Source organism: Colwellia sp. 6M3 (assembly GCF_014077595.1).
Lineage (GTDB): Bacteria > Pseudomonadota > Gammaproteobacteria > Enterobacterales > Alteromonadaceae > Cognaticolwellia.
The window spans coordinates 26254-48410 of record NZ_JACGWF010000001.1 but is presented as its reverse complement, the minus strand read 5'-3'; the positions used below and the strand labels follow the sequence as shown (position 1 = coordinate 48410).

15 protein-coding genes are annotated in these 22157 nt (G+C 38.0%); 3 read left to right on the top strand and 12 right to left on the bottom strand.

Annotated elements, in window-relative coordinates; all coding sequences use genetic code 11:
• Positions 1-174: 174 nt before the first annotated feature.
• Positions 175-2745: an EAL domain-containing protein gene (locus H4J50_RS00210; RefSeq protein WP_259366121.1), complete on the bottom strand. Its 2571-nt coding sequence runs from the start codon at positions 2743-2745 to the stop codon at positions 175-177.
• A gap of 117 nt (positions 2746-2862) precedes the next feature.
• Positions 2863-3150, bottom strand: a complete 288-nt coding sequence (locus H4J50_RS00205) for a hypothetical protein (RefSeq protein ID WP_182253728.1) — start codon at positions 3148-3150, stop codon at positions 2863-2865.
• Between the two features lie 255 nt (positions 3151-3405).
• On the opposite strand from H4J50_RS00205, the gene H4J50_RS00200 reads away from it, so the two are divergent.
• Complete coding sequence (locus H4J50_RS00200; RefSeq protein WP_182253726.1) at positions 3406-4245, top strand: isopenicillin N synthase family oxygenase; 840 nt, start codon at positions 3406-3408, stop codon at positions 4243-4245.
• A 165-nt stretch (positions 4246-4410) separates the two neighbouring features.
• Here the strand turns inward: H4J50_RS00200 and H4J50_RS00195 are convergent, their stop codons facing one another.
• Positions 4411-7605 carry an efflux RND transporter permease subunit gene (locus H4J50_RS00195; RefSeq protein ID WP_182253724.1) on the bottom strand — a complete coding sequence of 1065 codons (3195 nt, stop codon included), beginning with the start codon at positions 7603-7605 and terminating at the stop codon, positions 4411-4413.
• Between the two features lie 2 nt (positions 7606-7607).
• The gene (locus H4J50_RS00190; protein WP_182253722.1) at positions 7608-8822 is read right to left on the bottom strand and encodes an efflux RND transporter periplasmic adaptor subunit; all 1215 of its coding nucleotides are present in this window, start codon (positions 8820-8822) and stop codon (positions 7608-7610) included.
• A gap of 636 nt (positions 8823-9458) precedes the next feature.
• Here H4J50_RS00190 and H4J50_RS00185 point away from each other — a divergent pair.
• Positions 9459-9920 carry a TerB family tellurite resistance protein gene (locus tag H4J50_RS00185; RefSeq protein WP_182253720.1) on the top strand — a complete coding sequence of 154 codons (462 nt, stop codon included), beginning with the start codon at positions 9459-9461 and terminating at the stop codon, positions 9918-9920.
• Between the two features lie 86 nt (positions 9921-10006).
• Positions 10007-10837 carry a S1 RNA-binding domain-containing protein gene (locus tag H4J50_RS00180; RefSeq protein WP_108457294.1) on the top strand — a complete coding sequence of 277 codons (831 nt, stop codon included), beginning with the start codon at positions 10007-10009 and terminating at the stop codon, positions 10835-10837.
• Between the two features lie 103 nt (positions 10838-10940).
• On the opposite strand, the gene tldD is transcribed toward H4J50_RS00180, so the two are convergent.
• The 8 genes from tldD to H4J50_RS00140 all read right to left on the bottom strand — a co-directional run bounded on the left by tldD (position 10941) and on the right by H4J50_RS00140 (position 21939).
• Complete coding sequence (tldD, locus tag H4J50_RS00175) at positions 10941-12389, bottom strand: metalloprotease TldD (protein WP_182253718.1); 1449 nt, start codon at positions 12387-12389, stop codon at positions 10941-10943.
• On the bottom strand, positions 12382-13230 hold the full coding sequence (locus H4J50_RS00170; protein ID WP_182253716.1) for a carbon-nitrogen hydrolase family protein: 849 nt from the start codon (positions 13228-13230) through the stop codon (positions 12382-12384). Before H4J50_RS00170 ends, tldD begins: the two co-directional genes overlap by 8 nt.
• A 2-nt stretch (positions 13231-13232) precedes the next feature.
• Positions 13233-17372 (bottom strand): YhdP family protein, encoded by a 4140-nt coding sequence (locus tag H4J50_RS00165; RefSeq protein WP_182253714.1) that lies wholly within the window; start codon positions 17370-17372, stop codon positions 13233-13235.
• A gap of 68 nt (positions 17373-17440) precedes the next feature.
• Positions 17441-18904, bottom strand: coding sequence for a ribonuclease G (rng, locus tag H4J50_RS00160; protein ID WP_182253712.1), 1464 nt, complete (start codon positions 18902-18904; stop codon positions 17441-17443).
• A 12-nt stretch (positions 18905-18916) separates the two neighbouring features.
• A complete protein-coding gene (locus H4J50_RS00155; RefSeq protein WP_182253710.1) occupies positions 18917-19504 on the bottom strand; it encodes a nucleoside triphosphate pyrophosphatase in 588 nt (195 codons plus the stop codon).
• Position 19505: 1 nt separating this feature from the next.
• Positions 19506-19985, bottom strand: coding sequence for a rod shape-determining protein MreD (gene mreD, locus H4J50_RS00150; protein ID WP_182253708.1), 480 nt, complete (start codon positions 19983-19985; stop codon positions 19506-19508).
• Positions 19982-20863, bottom strand: a complete 882-nt coding sequence (gene mreC / locus H4J50_RS00145) for a rod shape-determining protein MreC (RefSeq protein WP_182253706.1) — start codon at positions 20861-20863, stop codon at positions 19982-19984. The genes mreD and mreC overlap by 4 nt, the downstream gene beginning before the upstream one ends.
• Before the next feature lie 32 nt (positions 20864-20895).
• Positions 20896-21939: a rod shape-determining protein gene (locus H4J50_RS00140; protein WP_081148217.1), complete on the bottom strand. Its 1044-nt coding sequence runs from the start codon at positions 21937-21939 to the stop codon at positions 20896-20898.
• Positions 21940-22157 lie beyond the last annotated feature (218 nt).

The following is a 22157-nucleotide window of genomic DNA, read 5'->3' as shown; positions in this document are numbered from 1 at the left end:
TATCTCGAAATCTTCAGTACTGTCAATATATTCTCAACATGACGTTTGAATAAAAAATTAGCCACACTATTTAAAAAATTTAATATAAGCGACTTTATGATTTCAAAAAAACCGCAAATACCTTCATATTAGCGGTTTTAAAGAGTCCGGTGGTGAAACACTACATTTTTAGTATTAGCTTTTACTTATCAAAAAGCGTTCTATCTCTTCACCTGGCAATGGTTTGTAATAATAATAACCTTGCCCATAAATACAGCCCATTGCTTTTAATAATTGTGCATCAGCTTCATTTTCAATGCCTTCACCAATTGTCGCCATATTTAAGTTTGCAGCTAAGTCGATAATAGTTTTAATTATTGCTTGGTGATTACCCCTTTCGTGGACATTATGAATAAAAGAACGGTCAATCTTTAACACATCAATTGGAAAACGATGTAAATAACTTAAACTCGAATATCCAGTGCCAAAATCATCAAGTAGTATTTTCACGCCCAGCTTCTTTAAAGCTCGCATGTTATCAAGAACAATATTACTATTTTCGAGTAAAGCTCGCTCGGTAAGCTCAACACGAATTTGATGAGGTTCTACACCGGTTATATCGATAATATGTTCAATATCTTGCGGTAAGCTTACATTAAAAAAATGATTACAGTATAAGTTACAACTAACATACAGGTGTTCTAACCCGAGGCGTTTTTGCCAAAGCATGAGTTGTCGGCATGACTTTTCAAGAATTTGAAAATCAATCGCCATCACTAGGTTAGTTTCTTCAGCTAACGGAATAAAATCATTAGGAAATACAAAGCCTCGTTTAGGACTTTGCCATCGAGCGAGGGCTTCAAAACCAATTATTTTACCATCACTCATTTGTACTATGGGTTGAAAATAAGGGGTAAACTCTTCGTTATCAATACCTTCGCGTAAATCAGTTTCCAACGACATCGCATTTTGCACTTTAGAGTGCATACTAGAGTCAAATACTTCAAAGCGACCTTTACCTTTGTCTTTGGCGTGATACATCGCGATATCGGCATCTCTTAACATAGTATCTGCATTTTCATAGCGCATATTATTAAATAATACGCCAATGCTAGTGCCGATAAAAACCGTCTGATTTTCAATCGTAAATGGTAAAGACAATAACTCAGTTATACGTTTAGCAATTTCGTATGTGCTTACTTCACTATCTATGTCTTCTACCAAAATAACAAATTCGTCACCACCTAAACGTGCAACCGTATCGTTGTCTCGAATTACTTCAGTTAAAGCGATAGATATTTTTTTTAATAAATTATCCCCTGCGTGATGTCCAAGGTTGTCGTTTACCACTTTGAAACGGTCTAAATCAAGAAACAAAATAGCAAATTTAAATTCTGCATGACGTTTGTTACGTGCAATAGCACGATTTAAAAGATTTATAAATACTGCTCGGTTGGGTAACCCCGTTAAAATATCATGCGAAGCAGCATGTTTGAGCTTTTCTTCGGCATCTTTACGTTGCTTTATTTCTTCTTCTAACGCCGAAGTTCGAAGCTTTACCTGATGCTCTAATAATTCATGTGACTTTCTTTCATCATCTGAAATTTCACGGCGATTCATGGCAGAGGCAACATGTCGTGATACAAATCGCAACAACTCTGCATCTTGTTCGTTAAAGCGTATTGCTTTTTGATAGCTTTGTAACACCATAGCGCCAAGCATTTCGCCAGAATGAATGAGTGGCACCCCAAGCCAAGAAACAACGTCTAAATCTGGCTTAATCGTTTTACCTTGATGATGTAGCGCCAGCATAGCCTCCTGATCGAGTAATACGGTTTCAGCGCTTTTCAATACTATTTCTGTAAAACGATTGGAAAGTTTTCTGGGTTGATAGTGATCATCGGTATTATCAAAATGTTGATCGAGAAAGTAAGCAAAGAACAACTCGTCATTTTTCACATCATACTTGGCAATATAAAAGTTTTCGGCGTTGATCAGCTGTCCTACAATGTTGTGAACTAAACTGTAGAAAGAATCTATATCTATATTAGGATCATTGGTTAGCTCTGAGATACGATACAATGACTCTTGCAATAACTCCGATTTTTCTCGATCTCGAATTTGATGCATCAATTCTTTTGTACGCGCATCAACAGCCGCTTGCAAACGGCCTCTATCTTGTAAACGTGTTAAAGCTGTTACTATATGTTGAGCGGTAAATTCTAATAAGTCTCGATCAGATTCTTGATAACGCATATCAGCAGAATAACTTTGCACCGCCATTACGCCAATAACAAAACCATCGTGCATTAAAGGTACACCAAGCCAGTCAATACTATCTTCACCAACAGATTTTATTTTTTGCTCTTGCTCTAATTGAATAACAACTTCTGGTGTCGCTAGTAAACCTTTTCGACTTTCAATAACATAGTTTGTCATTGAACCTTCAAAAAATTTAATAGGGTAAACACCTAGCGCTAAATTGTCTTTTTCATCTACATGATAAACTAACTCCAACGTTGATAATGTTTGATCATAAAGCACGATATAAAAATTATTTGCTCTCATCACCGAGGCAATAGAATGATGAACTTGTTCAAATAGCGCGTTTAGGTCAGCACAATCAATAGAAAGTTGGTTAAGTTTTAAGAGCGCTTTGTAGCGATCTTGAAGTTTTTGATATTTATTTAGTAAGGCGATCGATTCTACCGCTAAATCTGCGTTTGAATTAGTTAATGGATCAATTGGATGTAATGAATCAGTCAACTTTTTCACCATACTGAACGGGTAAACGTTATAAAATGGATCATGTAAATGACCCTAGCGCTTCAAAGGTAGGCAAAGTAACAAATATCAGGCAATAAATCCACTTAAGCCATTGTTTTATTTATTAAGTTTTAGTGACTCTTCGACCTCTTGTTTGTTTCCACAAATACCGTCTTGCTTGTCATCACGATAATAACGGATATCGATACAATCTTGTTGATATCTGCGCTCCAACTCTGTACGAATTATAGGTTTATTTTTCGCATTAATGATTTGTTTATGTAATGACTGGCACTGCTGAACCTGCTCTGACGCTAATGTGAGATCTTCACAAACATTATTACTAGAACTACATGCCGAAAAAAACACAACAGAAGAAACCATCACAACCAAATTTTTTATCATACGACTACTCTTAATTTTATATAAACTTATTTAATAACAGCCTATTAATTATTATATAGGTGTTATTAACACGACTTGGTATAAATAAAAACCGCTAAGAACGCGCTGTTTGTTATATAACTCAGCACGCTAAAACCAGTGACGCTATTTGTCTAAAAATCGACAATGATTGAATTCATTCACTTCCCTTTAGTTTGGTATATAATACGTAAAAATAAAGATTAAGCATTAAGATTATTGTATTAGGGGAAAAATATGCAAGTACAAGTTATTGATTATCGCGCTGATGACGCCGCCAAAAAGTTTGTAGAGAGTTTGCGCAATACAGGGTTTGGAGTATTAACTAATCATCCCATTCAACAGGCTTTAGTCGATAAAATTTACCAGGATTGGTATACCTTTTTCACGCAAGAAGAAAAGCAAAGTTTTGCATTTGATCCTGAAAAGCAAGATGGCTACTTCGGCCCTGAAATTTCAGAAACTGCTAAAGGCCACACTAAAAAAGATATTAAAGAGTATTATCATGTATACCCGTGGGGACGAATTCCTGAGCAATTAAAATCTGATATTTTAAATTACTATAAAATGGCCTCAGATTTAGCCAGTGAATTACTTGATTGGGTTGAGAAGTATAGCCCTGTAGAGGTAACTAAACACTATTCAGAGCCTTTATCGAATATGATCAAGGATACCCCGAATACTTTGTTAAGAATACTGCATTATCCTCCACTTAAAGGGACTGAAGAACCTGGTGCTATTCGTGCTGCAGCACATGAAGATATTAACCTATTAACTATTTTGCCTGCCGCCAATGAACCAGGTTTGCAAGTGCAAGCTCAAGATGGTCAATGGCTAGATGTTCCAGCTGACTTTGGTCATTTAATTGTTAATATTGGTGATATGTTACAAGAAGCCTCACAAGGTTATTTTCCTTCAACTAGTCATAGGGTTATTAACCCAACGGGCGACAATGCGACTAAATCACGCATATCTTTACCGTTATTTTTACATCCACGTAACGAAGTGGTTTTATCAGAAAAACATACCCATGCAAGTTACTTACTAGAAAGACTAAAAGAACTCGGTGTTAAATAATTACCTATAAGCTTTAAATGCATAAACACATTTAAGCTTGGGACAGACCCGTTAATAAAAAAGCCATCACTATGTGATGGCTTTTTAGTTTCTGCTTATTTTATCGCCCTAAGGTTTAACGGCTTTAAAACTTAACGTCCATATAACTTAAGCATAGCCTTAAACTTAACCTTTAAGACTATCTAAAACAGGTGTTTCAGTTTGTGAGACTTTTTTCTTACGCCTAAATAATGCCTTAATATCTTCTACAATAAGATACAGGCAAGGTATTAGCACTAAAGTTACTATGGTGGCAAACAACACACCAAATGCAAGAGATACCGCCATAGGTATGACAATTTGAGCTTGGGCACTAACTTCAAAGAATATGATCGGCACTAAACCAATAAATGTGGTTATTGACGTTAACATAATCGCTCTGAAGCGTTTATTACCCGCATGCATTACAGCATCTTTAAGTCGCACACCTCGTTTTCTGGCATTGTTAACATAGTCAACCATCACCAATGAGTCATTCACTACTACCCCGGCAGCCGCTAGAATTCCCATTACAGATAAGGCACTTAAATCCATACCTAAAATAAAGTGACCCAGTACAGCCCCAATAATACCAAATGGAATAACGACCATAATCATCATTGCTTGTGAATAAGACTTTAACGGAATAGCTAACAATGAAAATATGATCATTGACGAGATAACGAAATCGCGCAATTGGCTATCTGCCCCTTCCATTTCTTCTTGAATACTACCCGTAACTTCACTTTTTACTTGTGGATATTTGTTTAACAACTCAGGTATGAAATTATCACGAATATCATTAGCCACTTTAAAGGGCTCTACTTGCTCTGCATCAACACTTGCCCAAACATTAATCGTACGATTACCATTTTCACGGCGTATACGAGTAACCCCTTCTTGTAGGGTAATAACGGCCAGTTCAGATAATGGCAATTCAGCACCATTAGGGGCTTGAATCATTACGTCATCAACATGACCAACAGAACTACGTTGTTCGAGTGGGTAACGCACCATGACTTTCACTTCTTCACTGTCACGCAATATACGCTGCGCCTCTAAACCATAGAAGCTATAACTTACTTGCGAAGCGATGTCTGCTAAGGTTAAATTTAAACTATAAGCGAGTGGTTTCAATTCAAACTGTACTTCTTTAGCACTCGTTTGACGGCTATCGTTAACATCACCAAGGCCTTTAAGTGAATTAAGTTTAACTTTTAATTCTCTCGCAGCTGCCAGTAATTCTGCATCATTTTTACTTTCTAATCTGAAAGCAATATCCCCGTCGTCTCGCCCACCACCAAATAAATTGTCGCCTATAGTGAATGATTTAACGCCTGGATAATTAGGAATAGCCTCACGCCATAAATCTGCCAATTCAAAGGTATTCATTGGTCTAAGTTCTGGTACTACAAGCTTAACCATCAGTTGACCACTGGTTCTAGTACGTAAATCAACTTGCATATCTGAGATCATCGAATTGCCATATTTAGCTTCAATATCTTTATCGATACGGTTAATTACCCCTTGAATGTTTAACAAGGTTTCTAAAGTCGCTTTTTCTGAAGCATCGACATTCATTTCAACCGTTACGCGAGGGAAGTCATGTGGAATTTTAGGTTGCCCAACAAAGCGCACAAAACCACCACTAAACAATCCTCCACTAATGAGCATTAAACTAATAAAGAACATTAATACCCCATATCTGTATGCAATAAAAACAGCTAGCGCAGGGCTATAAACGGTATCAATAAATTTTTTCAAATTAAGGTCAATCCAAGCGCGTAATCTATCAATTGGATTTTTAGGGTTGAACGCTTTCATTTTCATTTTAACCAAATGAGCTGGCAAAATAAGTTTAGATTCTATTAATGAAAAGATAAGACAAAGTATAACAACAGAGCCAATCGCTTTTCCAAACGCTGAAGATGGCCCTTCACCAAAAAGAAACGGCAGAAATACCGCGATAGTGGTCAAAACACCAAAGGTTGCCGGCATGGCGACACGCTTAACTCCACGAATAACATTATCGGTACTATGACCATGCTCTTCGATTTCATCATGGGCACTTTCCCCCATAACAATGGCATCATCGACGACAATACCGAGCACTAGAATGAAAGCAAATAAGCTAATAACGTTAATAGTAACATTGACAAATTCGAGTGGCATTACCAGTAATGTACCGAGGAAACATACCGGTAATCCCATCATTACCCAAAAAGCTAAGCGAACACGTAGAAATAATGCCAACATGATAAATACCAATACGGCACCACTTTTCATATTGTCTACCATCATATTCAAACGACCTTCAAGGTAGTAGGTCATATCTACCCATGTTTCTAACTTCACGCTTTCAGGTAATACCGCAGATTTCTTTTCCACATATTTTTTAACCACAGCGGCAATGTCAGTTATGCTTTGGTTATCAGCAGCACCAATAAATAAGGTAACTGAGTTTTCACCATTAAATTTAGAGTACTGTAAACCTTCTTCAAAGCCATCATCAATGGTCGCAATTTCGCCTAAAACAATTCTGGTGCCATCGGCTAAAGTTACTACGGGGATTTGTTCGAATTCATGTCCACGATAAGCCTGATTTTCAACACGTAAGTTAATATAGCCATTTTCTGCACGAATTTGTCCAGCAGACATGTTGCGTGAATAACTGCGTACTGCGGTGGCAATATCAGTAAAGCTTAAGCCGTACTCTCGAAGCTTATCTTTACTTACTTCAATAGATATTTCATAACCTAAACCGCTGTATATATCGGATATATTGATCATCGGCAGCTGTTGAATTTCGTTATGTATTTTACGACCAAGCTCTTTAAGTTCGCCATTGGTTAAATCACCATATAGGCTCAAGTACATCACTTCTTGACGAAATTTCTCTCGTTCTATTTTGATGCGTTCCATACCATCAGGGAAGCTAGAGATTGAATCTATTGCAGACTTAACCTCCTCAAGTACAACTTGTGGGTCATAATCGAGTTCAACCTCGAACCAACCATTGGAAAAGTTTCGGTTTGAATAAGTAATAACTCTTTTGAGGCCTTGAACAGTTTCTAACGCCTCTTCGATTTTAATGGTTATGCCTTCTTCAACTTCTTGCGGTGCGGCTCCAGGATAGGGTGCGGTGTAAGAAATCCAGTTGATCTTAACCTGTGGAAACATTTGTTTATTTATGGTTTGAATAGTTAACAAACCACCCACTAAAATGAAAATCATCAACAAGTTAGCGGCAACGCTATTGCGAGCAAACCAAGCTATTATGCCGGTATTGGTATCAATAGTATGATCGATTTCCGGCTTTTCTTTAGGCGTAACAGTTGTCATGATTACTCTCCTGAACCACTGTCATTTTGTGCAACTTGTGACTCGTTACTTTCACCCTCTTCTTGTTCATTTTTTTTCGGTTTTTTGTCACTAATTAAAGCCAATTTCATCCCATCAACGGGATAATCAAGCGCAGAAACTATCAATTTATCACCGTCAGCTAAGCCTTTTGAAATAATAATGTTTTGGCCATCTTGGCGAACAATTGTTACGGCTGAATAATGTAATCTAGATTCATTATCCATTAATGCAACAAGGCCATTATTAACTAAATAACGCGGCACACTGGCTGCTTGAGCTATTTCTATACCTAATACTTTTGCCTTTACATAAGAGCCAAAGCGTAATGGTGTTTTTGAGTTTTCTTTACCTAAAGCATAAGGGTCATAAATTTCAGCAACCAAATAGCTCATTCTACTTGTACTGTCTATAACGCCTTCGCCACGGGCAATTTTAGCGTCCCATACCGTTGTAAGACCCGAGTATGTACCCGTTAAATTCACCGTTGCGTTCTCTCCTTGATCAATCAAAAACTGTAATTGATTATCTGCAACGGGTAAACGTACTTCAGCAATAGCCGTACCTAGTAGCTTGCCAACCATACTACCTGTACCAACAAATGAGCCTAACCCAACATTTCTACTGTCTATCATAGCGTCATATGGCGCTCTAATTTCAGTGCGCTCTAAATTGCGCTTAGCACGTAAAATAGATGCTTGCGCAGACTTAACGCGAGCAATTTCTTGAGCTAATTGTGGTTTACGTAAACTTAATTCTGTTGGAGATGAATCTGTTATTTGCTGCCATTCTTGTTTGGCAACTTGGCCTTGTGCTCGCTCTGTTTCAAGCGAAGCACGGGCTGATGCCATTGTAGCTTCAGCTTCAATAAGTGCTGCCTCGTAGTCGTTAGGATCTATACGAGCCAATAATTGACCTTCTTTGACAAAGCCACCACGAACAAATGTTTCAGATAACTCAACAATTTGACCACTAACTTGAGCCACTAATTCAGTTTCATATTTAGGCTTAACCACACCATATGAATCTACATCTAAGGTCATGGGTGCGAGTGAAATAGCTTCAACCGCAACAATAGGAGTATTATCGATTTCTTCTTTTTCTTCCGGGGGCTTTTTCATACTTGAAAATGCAAAGAAAATTAAAACACCGGCAATTAGAATGACAATTGGTATAATTATTTGTTTTTTCCGTGTCACAATGACGTCCTCATAGAATCTAAATTTTAAAATTTCTAGTTTAATTGCCAATAGGATACAGAAATTATTGGCTACAAAAACTAACAAAGTTGTAAATGCTTGTTACAAAATTCAAGCCGACTTTGACAATCCCATCTAAAAATAAATAAAAACGATATAGATCATGAGTTTAACTGAAATATCTTTGATATGTATTTATCAGGACTGTTAAAAAAAATGCAACTAAGATCACAATTTTGGTTTTTTTCACTAAATAATTTTACTTTTAAAAAATTGTTGGTCGATATCACTACCCATAAAATACTAACGATAGTAACAATGAAAATTACCAAGAATGCTCAGTCTTAAGTATTAAATACTCTGACGTTGTCTCCTATTTTTGAAAATATCGAGGTCTATAAGTAAGAGAGAAATTAACATTGTCGTTAACAGTAAGGCATTTTTCATGACGATCAGTTTGAACTTAGGTTTAAAAAATTTATCGTTATTATTGTAGAATCTAATCACTTCACAGAATAAATACACATTGGCAATCTAAACCCAAGGTGCCTATTTTTTGTGAAATATATACCTTGAATACTTGAACCTTAAAGTAAATACATTAAAATTAATCTTTATTTCATCGGAGAACACTTTATGTTGTCAAAAATTAACGCATTCTTTCAATCATTAGGCAACACGGATGATCAGCATGAGAACGAACTATCGCTTGAAATAGCTTGTAGCGTTTTATTATGTGAAGTTATGCTTGCTGATGGTCAGCTTGAAACTGCAGAGCAGAAAAAATTAAACGATATTATTTCTACCCAATTTCAGTTAACACCTGATGAAGTATCAGAAATAATTAATCACTCGCTCGCGCTCTGTGAAAATGCGACTGACTTTTATCAATTTACCTCGAAAATCAACGAGAAATACAGTTTAGAACAGCGTGTTAAAATGTTAGAACTGTTATGGCAGGTGGCTTATGCTGATGGTGAACTTGCTAGTATTGAGGAGCATATAATCCGTAAAATTGCTGATTTATTGCATTTGCGACATAGCGAATATATTCAAACAAAATTAAATATTCAAGCCAAGACCAGTACGACTAAATAAAATATACCGACAACATGGAAAGTTATAGTTAACTTACCGCTAAATCGGTTATTATAGCCGCAAGTTAACTGACAACAAGAAACCATATGGCAAGCATCGGCAAATACAACACTCTTCCTGTAGTAGCAATAACAGATAAAGGCGCATATTTAAATGCGGATGATTTAGGTGAACTACTATTACCCAATCGTTTTGTGCCTGAAGATTGCCAGATAGGAAGTGAGCTTAAAGTTTTTATTTATGCTGATACTGCTGATCGAATTGTTGCCACAACTGAAAAACCCTTAGCACAAGTAGATGAATTTGCTTCTTTAAAGGTCAGCCAAGTAAACAAAATGGGCGCCTTTCTTGACTGGGGCTTACCAAAAGACTTACTCGTACCTTACAATCAGCAGCATAGCGAAATGGAAGTAGGTAAGTATTACCTTGTAAGAATTTTTCTCGATTTAAAAACCGACCGTTTAGTCGCCTCAAGTAAGCTTGATAAGTTTATCGATATTTGGCCAGCTGATTATCAGAAGTGGGATAAGGTTAAACTTACCATTGCCTCTAAAACTGACTTAGGTTTTAAAGCCATTATTAATGATCTGCACTGGGGTTTACTTTACGACAATGAAATATTTAAACCGCTAAGAACGGGTAAGAAAATAACGGGTTATATCAAACAAGTTCGTGAAGATGGCCGTATTGATTTATCTTTAACTCGTCCGGGTGAAGGCAAAGTAAAAGATTTTAGTGAGAAATTATTAGCTCACATTGCTGAACATGACGGTTTTAGCCCTTTGCATGATAAAAGTGACCCTGAATTAATTAAGCGAATATTAGGGGTGAGCAAAAAAACCTTCAAAGCAACGGTAGGTAACTTAATGAAAAATGGAAAAATTACCATTGAAGCTAATGGCATCCGCCTGAAATAAGCTTAACTTTACAATCTATTTAAAAACAAAAAAGCCCTTACGGGCTTTTTTTTCAACTAAAATTTTTCAAAAAACAAGGTGTTTAGCCAAGGTGTTTAGCGAATTATTGTGTACCGCCAACGGTCATTTCATCAACTTTCAAGGTCGGCTGACCAACGCCTACAGGTAAGCTCTGTCCGTCTTTACCACAAACACCAACCCCAGCATCAAGTTTTAAGTCATTACCCACCATACTGACATTTTTCATTGCTTCTGGACCGCTGCCAATCAGAGTGGCGCCTTTGATCGGCGAGGTGATCTCACCATTCTCAATTAAGTACGCTTCTGAGCTAGTGAATACGAACTTACCTGAGGTAATGTCAACTTGTCCGCCGGCAAAGTTTGGTGCATAAATGCCTTTTTTGACTGACTTAATGATATCTTCAGGTTTGTGCTCTCCAGCCAACATATAAGTATTAGTCATACGTGGCATAGGCAAATGGGCATATGATTCACGGCGACCATTACCGGTTGGTTTAACGCCCATTAAGCCAGCATTGTGTTTATCTTGCATATAGCCTTTTAGCACACCTTTCTCAATCAATACGTTATATTGACCTGGCGTACCTTCATCATCAATGCTTATTGAACCGCGACGATTAACCATGGTGCCATCATCAACAATGGTACATAAATCAGAGGTAACTTGTTGGCCCACTTTGCCAGAAAATGCAGAAGAGCCTTTACGATTAAAATCTCCCTCTAAACCATGCCCTACCGCTTCATGCAACAAAACGCCTGGCCAACCTGCGCCAAGTACAACAGGAAATGAACCCGCGGGTGAGTCAATAGCAACAAGGTTAACTAAAGCTTGTCTTACCGCTTCTTCTGCATAAGCTAAGTAACGCGGCTTATTATTTTCTAACTCAAAAAAATAGCTATAGTCTGTACGTGCGCCGCCGCCAGAGCTGGCACGTTCTCGCTTACCATTTTCTTCGACTAACACCGAACAATTTAGTCGCACTAATGGACGAATATCGGTCGCATAAGTTCCATCACTGGCAGCGACTAATATTTTTTCATAAACACCTGACAAACTTACAATCACTTGTTTAACACGTTTATCGACACTACGAGCATGTGCTTCTACTTCGTGCAATAGCGTAATTTTTTGTTCTTGAGGTAAACTTGCTAGCGGGTCCAACGCCTTATAAAGCATTGGATTTTTTTGCATTTGCTTGCCATCAAAAACCTGTACACGTGCAGATTTTTCAGCAATAGCTATACCTTTAGCAGCATCTGCAGCTTTTTTTAACGCCGCAGGGGAAATATCATCAGAGTAAGCAAAACCAGTTTTCTCACCTGATATAGCGCGCACACCCACACCACGTTCAATATTATAAGAACCTTCTTTGACTATACCGTCTTCTAACATCCACGATTCATGACTACTAGATTGAAAGTATAAATCGGCCAAATCAATTTTACGTTGGAAGATGTTATCCAAAGTGTCCATCAGCATACTTTCATCAATTTTACTATTGGCTAAGAGCTCAGTCTCAACATTATTCATACGACATCAACTTATTTTTAAAACGATTATGAGTGTTAACAGGCATAGCTTTACGCACCTTGTTTAATTCTTCTTCTTGGTATTCAGCACAAATGATACCTTTGCCAGTATCTAGCTGAGTCAGTATTTCGCCCCACGGGCTAATGATCATACTGTGGCCCCAAGTTTCACGGCCATTTGAATGCACACCTTCTTGGTCTGCAGCAATAATATAGACCTGATTTTCAATCGCACGGGCTTGTAATAGTGTTTGCCAGTGTGCGGCTCCCGTTACACGTGTAAAAGCGCTGGGTACGGTAATAATTTTTGCGCCTTGCTGGCATAATTGCCTAAAAAGTTCAGGAAAGCGCAGATCATAACAAATCGATAAACCTACGTTAATACCAGCAACATCAACCACGCTAATATGCTCACCGGCTTTCGCGTAACGTGATTCAAAGTAATTTTTTTCGTTATCTTCTACTGCAACATCAAAAAGGTGAATTTTATCATAGTCACCGAGGGTTTCTCCATCAGGAGAAAAAACAAAACAACTATTGGTAAACTTATCTGGAAATTTTGATAACACAGGAATACTACCAGCGACTAAAAAAACATTATATTTTTTTGCTAGCGCCGCAAGTTTTGCCTTCAAACCATGACTATCTTTATTTGCTTTAGCTAATGTCAGTTGTTCTTGATCTTTACCACCAAAAAATAAGCAACACTCGGGTAATAAAACTAATTGTTGCTGTGTCTGTTCTAGTGTTAATAACTGTTGCTCAATATCACTAATATTATCATCAACATTAGTACCTGAAGTCATTTGGATCGCACAAATTTGCTTTATTTTATCTGCCATATTCAAGACCCATCAATGTTATCTCCTTTAGACTTTGGCTTTGCTGACTTTTCTACATTGGTGCCGTCAGCAGTACTTTCTGGCAAGCTATCAACTATTTTAGGAGGCGATGAACGACCAACACTAATGTTTTTATTTTTTCGACTTACTTGCTTAAATAAAGGTTCATCTAGATTACCTGTTACTTCGAAATTTATTTCAGCAATGACCGTAGAAGTGATCACTTCATCTAGTGCAACACCCGCTAAAAAAGTAACGGGATTTAAGGTCGCAATCCACGCTAATACCGGTAAGCTTGAGGTCAAATTAGGCTTATAAGTCATTCGATAGTCTAGCCCACCACTATTTAAATTTGTATTCCCAACAATACTTAAGTCCCCAGCCGTACCTTTCATAACCACATTATCGGTATAAGCTACGCCATCTTTTAAAGTAAAATTACCTTTAAGTTCACTATAAAACATACCGTCACTAAAAATATCTCTAAAATCGAAACTTAATTTACGTACCAATGACTGTAAACTTAAGAAAGAGAAAATACGTACACCTTTATCATCAACATCAGCTAAATAACCATCATCAAATGTTGTTGATAAATCTCCGTTTAGTGTTGCCATTGTAAAGTCATGCGGACCGCCTTGCCAAACAAGGTCATAATCCATTTTCACGCCACTGTCTTTAATAATAGAAACAAGACCTATATTTTCGATTTCTCGCGCTACATTATTTGTTGATAAACTGCCCATTATTGAAGTGGTTGAACTATCATTTATTTGTTGCCACTTTGCATCAAAAGTAAGGTTGTTTTCCCCTCTTTTAGCAATAAAATTATTCAGCAGTAGTGTGTTCTGGTTTTCTCGCGCAATAGCAAAGTTGACCTCACCAAAGTCATAATTATCATATTTACAGCTGGTACACTTTACTTTTAATGCAGGAAATACTGTAAATATTTCAGCATTACTTGCATGGTTGATAGCTGGTATTATTTTCTGCTGTGCTGTATTAACAACCTGAACTTCAGCTTGTTCTTGTTGGCTTTGTTTAATTTTTTCATTTTGCTTACCAACATGCTGTGTTGGAGAATCATTGACTATAGCGTCACTGTTAGCTTGTGTTACAAGCACATTCTGTTTTACTAAATCATCAATGTTTTCTGATGGTTCTAACTGAGGTTGTATACTTTTTAAATGAATAAAATCAGCATTAATTTCGATACCCTGCTCAAGCCAATCAGGGTAAAACATAGCAGTACCTCTTAGCTCTTTCGCATTAAGGTTAAGTAACCAGCCATTTGGCTCAGGGGTAAAATCAAAGCTTACTTGCTGAAAGTTTTTACCATAAACATCTAAATTACTCACTTCCCCGTGTATTTTTTCAGGTACAGATAACAAACCAGGTTCACTTACTTTAGCCTGTGCTAAGTTAGCAGTTACATTATCAGTTAAGTCCGTTGTTGCTGACTCTATTCCAGCTATAATATCTAATACTAATGGCTGCCATTCTTGGTAATTGGCATCCGCAAGATCCGCCGTTATATGGAACCCTTGAGTCGGCAACCAAGATTGTTGATTACCCAACACTAAGTGCGCTAATGAAAAACGTGTTTGTTGATGATCTACTAAGCCATAAAAGTTAATATTTTTGCCAACATCTGCCTTTATGGTACTATTTTTTTCATCTCCAAAAGCATGAATACTCACCGCAAGCTTTTGCTCAACTTCTTTGGTAAACGGTGCTGGAATAACTAACGCTATATTATGTAAGTCGGTATTAATTTGGTAATCGTAAAAACATTGATCACCGATAAATTCAAGCTTAAGCATCCCTTCCCAAACAACTTTACCTTCGGCATATTTCACTAATTCATTAGGTAACTGTGCTTGCCAATGTTTACTTTCCCACTGACCTAGCGTTTCTATGTTAACGCTATAAAGTTCAGGTTCTTGCTTCGCTGCCACATTAATTGTCATTGGCATACCACGCCAATCAAGCTTTACACCTTTGGCTGTTATCACATCATTATAATAGTCTAATCGACCATTAACTTGCTTAAAGTCCATTGCTGGCGTTTGCAGTGCCACACTATTATTTTTAAACTTAACATGGCCTTTAGCAATAACATCTTCGGGGGTAGCTAAGGGTAATATTAATGAAAAGTCTCCATCAATAGGCGCTGAAATAATAACTTGTTCTAAGGTAACACCGACCGAATCCTGCATCGGGCTTGCGTTCATTAATTGCGTAACTAATTCCGGCTGGGTTTGGGTAAAACTAGCATCAACAGTTAACACACCTTCACCAGATAAGTCAGCAATTGCCGCTTCAACACCGGTAACATCAATACCTGATAACGTGCCCTCTCGCCCTGTAATTAGCATACTATTATTAGTAAAATTAAGGTTTGCGGCAAAGTTTTCTATCGCTGGCCACTGTGGATCAAACTTAAAGGTGCTTTGCGCTAATTCAGCATCAACAACAAAGATACCTTCATTATTATTAAACGGAAAATCTTGCAACGGCCCATTAAATAAGACCAATGCTTGATTAACTTCCCCGTCAATAATAGCGCCATTAAGGTAGTTAACTAAGCTATCCCCCATTAATAAATGAGGGTAAAAATATTCGGCAAATTTGGCATCTCCATGACTAACACTGGCTAACAATGCCATGGTAGTTGGCTGATCTACGACACTATTAACGTTTAGATCTGCTTTTAAACTTATTTGTGAAGAGTTAAAGGCAATATTTTCAACCGAAAGTTGCCAGCTATCGTCAAGAAATTTGGCATTGATCAAACTACTTAAATGCGTATATGGGATGGGGTATTTAAAATGTTTATCAAAATGCAGAGCACCGTCAATAGCATTAAGCGATATTTGCAGTTGATTATTAGCATAAATCAACTCGCCACTCACATTGTCTAAACCCGGAATGCCTTGACTGAAGTGACTATCTACATCGCTAAAAGTTGCAGTTATAGCTGTATTATTGGGGTTGATACGAAAGTAAATGTCTTCTACTCGGCCAACTGCATCGAGATCAAATAATAGTTTTTCAAGACCAACATTGTCAGATAATAGCGGTGATACACCGGCAAAACTGGCTAGTTCTATGGCATTAATATGACCATTAATAAACTCGCCTTTTACATCTGCAGTTAATGATAATTTATTGGTTTTAACACCGTTTCTTTTGATCGTTATAGGCGATGTGGCAATGTTATAAACTAATTGGTCTAGCGTTTTTATTTCAATATCACCACCAACAACCTCAAAAGTTTGTGCCTTACCTTTATGCTGCCAAATAATTTCATTTTTACCTAAAGAAAACTGAACCAAGTCGGGCTTTCCTGAGGCTATAGTTAACCATGCACTAAAATTAATCGCTGAATGTGTATTGGCATCTTTGATGGCTAAAAAGCGCCCAAGCCAAGGAGTAATGTCGACTTCATTGGCTTCAAGGTAAGCTTGACCGCTTAGTTTATCGAACCTTGGACCTTTAAAATCTAATAATACTTTTAAGTTATTTGAGCTTAGCCCATCAACCATAACGCTGCCGTTTGCTCGATGGCGATTATTTTTATTGACCCAAAACATTTCATTAATGGTAAAAGCTCGAGTACCGGTAGTTGTGTGATAAAGCACATGACTATCGCGTATAGAAAAACGAGATATTTGCTTTAGAAATATAGACGAAAGTGAATCAATTAAACTAACTTCATTTGTTTTATCATTAGCCAGATCATCTTCGGAGCTCGTTAAGGCAGCTTGTTCGAACTCAAGTTCTGCACCTGTAATTACAAAGTCTTTTGTGACCCATTGCCCGGTTCGTATGCTGCGCCAAAAATTTAACTCAACGGCCAAGCTATCAAGATATATTTGGCTATTATCACCTGCTAAAAGCTCAACTTGATTACTGATTAACGTTGGACCCGATTTACCCCAGCCCATCGCTAATGTGCCAATCGAAATATTACTGTTGTAAGTATTATTAATAAAATCTTCGACATTTTGGCGATAGTTGTGAGCATAGGGTAAAAATAATCGTAAGGCGCTAATTAACACGGCAAAAGCTACTAACAAAATTGCTAGTAGTTTATACAGACGTTTAAGCCATCTATTTAGAACCGCGGAAACACTCATTACGTTTTAGCCAAACCTTTACCCAACTTTAAATTTACTTGATTACAGCGCCTGCATTTCAGTTATAGCTACATCATCACCACATCAAACTGCTCTTGATTATACATGCTTTCTGTTTGCACTTTAATTTGCTTACCGATGAAGACTTCAAGCTCGGCAAGGTTGTGATACTCGTCATTCTCTAATGACTCGCTTACCGAAGAAGAAGTATAAACAATAAATTTATCTGCATCATAAGCACGGTTAACGCGGACAATTTCACGTAAAATTTCAAAACAAACAGTTTCTACTGTTTTCATGTAACCGCGACCATGACAAACATCACATTCACCGCATAAAATATGCTCTAAACTTTCACGCGTACGCTTGCGAGTCATTTCAACTAGACCTAGTGCAGAAAACCCTGACAAACTGTATTTCACGTTATCTTTTGCCATAGCGACATCTAAACTATGTAAAACACGGCGTTGGTGTTCTTTGTCATGCATATCAATAAAATCAACAATAATAATGCCACCAAGGTTTCTTAGTCTAAGCTGACGAGCAATCGCTTGTGTTGCTTCAATGTTGGTATTAAAAATAGTTTCTTCTAAATTTCGATGTCCGACAAAAGCGCCGGTGTTTATATCAATAGTGGTCATAGCTTCGGTTTGATCTATGATCAGAGAGCCACCTGACTTTAATTCAATTTTACGATGTAAAGAGCGCTGTATTTCACTTTCAACATCGAATAAGTCAAAAATGGGACGCTCTCCGGGGTAATATTCCAGTACCGAGGTTAAATTGGGTACAAACTCGGTGGTAAACTCAACTAATTGCTCATATGTGAGTTTTGAATCGACTCTAATACGCTCAAGCGACACCCCGACAAAGTCTCGTAACATGCGAAATGCTAAAGATAAATCTTGATAGATAGGATCTTTGGTTTGTTTACGCTCTTTTCGCTCAACTACTTTTGCCCAAACACGGCGAAGAAACTCTGCATCGTGTTCTAGCTCATCTTTACCAGCACCTTCAGCCGCCGTTCTAACAATGAAACCATGATCTTTACCACAATAAGGGGTAACGATTGATTTCAAGCGATTTCTTTCTGCAGGGTCTTCTATACGTTGAGATATACCAGCATGGCTAGCATCAGGCATTAACACCAAATACCTTGCTGCAATGGTAATATCTGTTGTTAATCGTGCCCCTTTAGTACCAAGTGGATCTTTAACAACCTGTACAACAATATACTGCCCTTCATGTACCAAGTTTCTAATATCTGGCACTTGATCGTTGTTGTTATCGTCATTTAATATTAATTTAGAATTGATGTCTGAGGCATGTAAGAAAGCAGCTTTACCTAAATTTATGTCAACAAAAGCGGCTTGCATACCTGGTAGAACACGAATGATTTTGCCAAGATAAATATTACCAACGAGTCCTCTACGGGCTTCTCGTTCTATATGAACCTCTTGCAGTGAACCATTTTCGATTAATGCTACCCTTGTTTCGCTTGGTGTAACATTGATAAGTAATTCACCGCTCATTTCGCTTCCTGTTTAATCTTTTGTTATTGAAGAATGTACGCCGAATAACGACAATAATTGTGAAGTTTCATATAAAGGCAAGCCAACAACGGCAGAGTAACTCCCGCGAATTTGCTTAACAAACTGCCCAGCTATTCCTTGAATACCATAAGCACCGGCTTTGTCTTGCGGCTCCCCTGTGCGCCAATATCGACTTATTTCTTGTTCAGTGAGCACTTTAAAGTCTACTTCAGTTCTGACAACAAGAACCTCACTACGTTCACCTTTTACAACGGCTACAGCAGTAATAACCTGATGCGTTTGACCTGATAACATACTAAGTATAGCGATACATTCATCAAGTGAAGCAGGTTTGCCTAATATATGAGTACCAAATATTACACTAGTATCAGAACCCAGCACCACAACACTCTCATCATATTGCTTGGCAATCACACGTGCTTTTTCAATGGCTAAACGAGAGACATATTGCTCGGGAGTTTCTTGCGCCAAGACACTTTCATCAATATCAGCGGGTAAGCAAGTAAAATGATAACCGAGTTGTTCAAGTAGTTCTTTTCGACGCGGTGATTGCGACGCTAAAATCAAAGTAGTAGACATGTTATTTTATTCTAAAATTTCGTCTTATTTTACGTAACAGTAAAAAAGCCCAGGGCCAAAGGATTATTGTCGTGAATACAGGATATAAATAGCTCGGTAAAAATACCGCGTCGGTTAAAAACCGTTGAAGCCAGAAAACAATTAAGTGATATAACGCTGATAACACACCAACAATCAGGGCTTGTTGCCACACTGAAAAGTTGCGTATTTTTTGAAAGTTACCCGCGACAATATAAACGGCAATTGCCATTGCGCCGGCATGAACACCTAAGGTAGAGCCTAACAAAACATCAAGAATAAAGCCCATAACCCAAGCAGAAATAACATTAACACGCGAGGGTAATGCCAAACACCAATACAATAACACCACTAACACCCAATCAGGGCGAAAAGCATCAACACTTAAAGGTAACGGCATAATGCTTGCCATTAATGCCACTAAAAATGTCAAAAGAATAATCAAGCGACTTGCTATGGTCATTTATTTTCTGCCTTTTTATCTGGCAAACTTTCCGTTACTAGTGGCTGTTGTTCATTAGGTTGCTCTGGCCATAACAATAATACATAGCGTAAGCGGTCGATCTTAGCAACGGGTTGACTTTGAATTTGAGAGAATGCACGAGACTCATCTTGAATAACCGAAGATACTTTGGCTACAGGATAACCCTCAGGGAACTTACTGCCTAAACCTGAAGTTACTAATAAGTCGCCTGTGCGTATATCACTACTGTGCGGTACGTGATTATGCGTCAAACGGTCTATCACGCCAACACCACTAGCAATAAGCCGTAAGCCGTTGCGGCTTATTCTTACAGGCACCGCGTGAGTAACATCAGTAATTAACAGTACACGACTACTCGTGGTGCCAACATGCAATATTTGACCAACAACACCTTCATCATCAATAACTGCTTGGCCTTCGTAAACACCATCGTTTGCACCTCGATTTATAACCACTTGATGTGTATACGGGTCACTATCAACCGCAAGAATTTCAGCGACCATTTTTTTAGCATCACTGCGAACGGGCGAAGCAAGCAACGCTCTTAATCGATTGTTTTCACGCTTTACAATATCTAATTGTAGTGCCTGTTCATGAAAGACTAATTCGTTGATTTTGTATTGTTCGTTATCATCAATGAGTTGACGACGAGTAACAATATTTTCTGCCGCCCAATTCATCATTTGTTTAGGCGCTGTGGCTAAATATTGTAAAGGGCTCACCATAGATTGCAAAAAGCCTCGAGCGGACTCGAAGCTATTCATTTTATGGTCAAAAAATATTAATGCTGCAGAACAAAGCAGCACCAAAATAAGTCGGTGCTGCGGGGACGGTCCATGCTTAAATATAGGATTCATAAATTAAACTTGTATAAATGCTAATTTAGTTTTTATTCGTATGAGAATAAATCGCCACCGTGCATATCAATCATTTCAATCGCTTTACCACCACCACGCGCTACACACGTTAGTGGATCATCAGCAACAACAACAGGAATGCCAGTTTCTTCCATAAGCAAACGGTCTAAACCTTTAAGTAAAGCACCACCACCAGTAAGGATCATACCGCGTTCTGAAATATCAGACGCTAACTCTGGAGGAGATTGCTCTAATGCCACCATAATAGCACTGACGATACCGGTTAACGGCTCTTGTAAAGCTTCTAAAATCTCATTGCTGTTCAAAGTGAAACTGCGCGGTACACCTTCAGCTAAATTTCGACCACGTACTTCGATTTCTATAACTTCTTCGCCAGGGTATGCAGAGCCAATTTCATGTTTAATACGTTCAGCGGTTGCTTCACCAATTAAGCTGCCGAAGTTACGACGCACGTAATTGATGATGGCATCGTCAAACTTATCACCACCAATGCGCACTGAAGAAGAATACACCACACCATTTAGTGAAATAATACCAACTTCAGTCGTACCACCACCAATATCAACTACCATTGAGCCGGTTGCTTCTGAGACGGGCATACCTGCACCAATTGCTGCAGCCATAGGCTCATCTATCAAATACACTTCACGTGCGCCAGCACCTAAGGCTGATTCACGAATCGCACGTCGCTCTACTTGCGTAGATCCGCAAGGAACACAAACTAAAACGCGTGGGCTAGGTCGTAAAAAGTTATTACTGTGTACTTGTTTAATAAAGTACTGCAACATTTTTTCAGTGACAAAAAAGTTAGCGATAACACCGTCTTTCATTGGACGAATCGCTTCAATGTTTCCAGGTGTACGACCTAACATTTGTTTGGCAGCAGTACCTACAGCGGCAACACTTTTAGAGCCACCTGAACGATCTTGACGAATAGCAACAACAGAAGGCTCATCTAAAACAATGCCTTGGTCTTTTACATAAATCAGGGTGTTTGCGGTTCCTAAGTCGATTGATAAATCGTTAGAAAACATGCCGCGTAATTTCTTAAACATATTGTCGAAATGTCCTTTAAACATTACCTAGGCAACATACTGCCAGAATATAATTGTGCTGAATTTGCAAGCCTAGTTTAGCTTACAAATGATACTTTGTACTATTAACACGCTATCATACCGCAGACTATAGTACTTGTGTTATTACAATGACAAAAATTTCACTAAATTTTAAGATATTTTGCTATTGATTAAGCCAAGGTTTGATTTATGTGCGA

Excerpts from the sequence above, each read along its gene's own strand:
- H4J50_RS00205 (WP_182253728.1), bottom strand. The coding sequence starts at position 3,150 with ATGATAAAAAATTTGGTTGTGATGGTTTCTTCTGTTGTGTTTTTTTCG.
- H4J50_RS00200 (WP_182253726.1), top strand. The coding sequence starts at position 3,406 with ATGCAAGTACAAGTTATTGATTATCGCGCTGATGACGCCGCCAAAAAG.
- H4J50_RS00195 (WP_182253724.1), bottom strand. The coding sequence starts at position 7,605 with ATGACAACTGTTACGCCTAAAGAAAAGCCGGAAATCGATCATACTATT.
- H4J50_RS00185 (WP_182253720.1), top strand. The coding sequence starts at position 9,459 with ATGTTGTCAAAAATTAACGCATTCTTTCAATCATTAGGCAACACGGAT.
- H4J50_RS00180 (WP_108457294.1), top strand. The coding sequence starts at position 10,007 with ATGGCAAGCATCGGCAAATACAACACTCTTCCTGTAGTAGCAATAACA.
- tldD (WP_182253718.1), bottom strand. The coding sequence starts at position 12,389 with ATGAATAATGTTGAGACTGAGCTCTTAGCCAATAGTAAAATTGATGAA.
- H4J50_RS00170 (WP_182253716.1), bottom strand. The coding sequence starts at position 13,230 with ATGGCAGATAAAATAAAGCAAATTTGTGCGATCCAAATGACTTCAGGT.
- H4J50_RS00165 (WP_182253714.1), bottom strand. The coding sequence starts at position 17,372 with ATGAGTGTTTCCGCGGTTCTAAATAGATGGCTTAAACGTCTGTATAAA.
- rng (WP_182253712.1), bottom strand. The coding sequence starts at position 18,904 with ATGAGCGGTGAATTACTTATCAATGTTACACCAAGCGAAACAAGGGTA.
- H4J50_RS00155 (WP_182253710.1), bottom strand. The coding sequence starts at position 19,504 with ATGTCTACTACTTTGATTTTAGCGTCGCAATCACCGCGTCGAAAAGAA.
- mreD (WP_182253708.1), bottom strand. The coding sequence starts at position 19,985 with ATGACCATAGCAAGTCGCTTGATTATTCTTTTGACATTTTTAGTGGCA.
- mreC (WP_182253706.1), bottom strand. The coding sequence starts at position 20,863 with ATGAATCCTATATTTAAGCATGGACCGTCCCCGCAGCACCGACTTATT.
- H4J50_RS00140 (WP_081148217.1), bottom strand. The coding sequence starts at position 21,939 with ATGTTTAAGAAATTACGCGGCATGTTTTCTAACGATTTATCAATCGAC.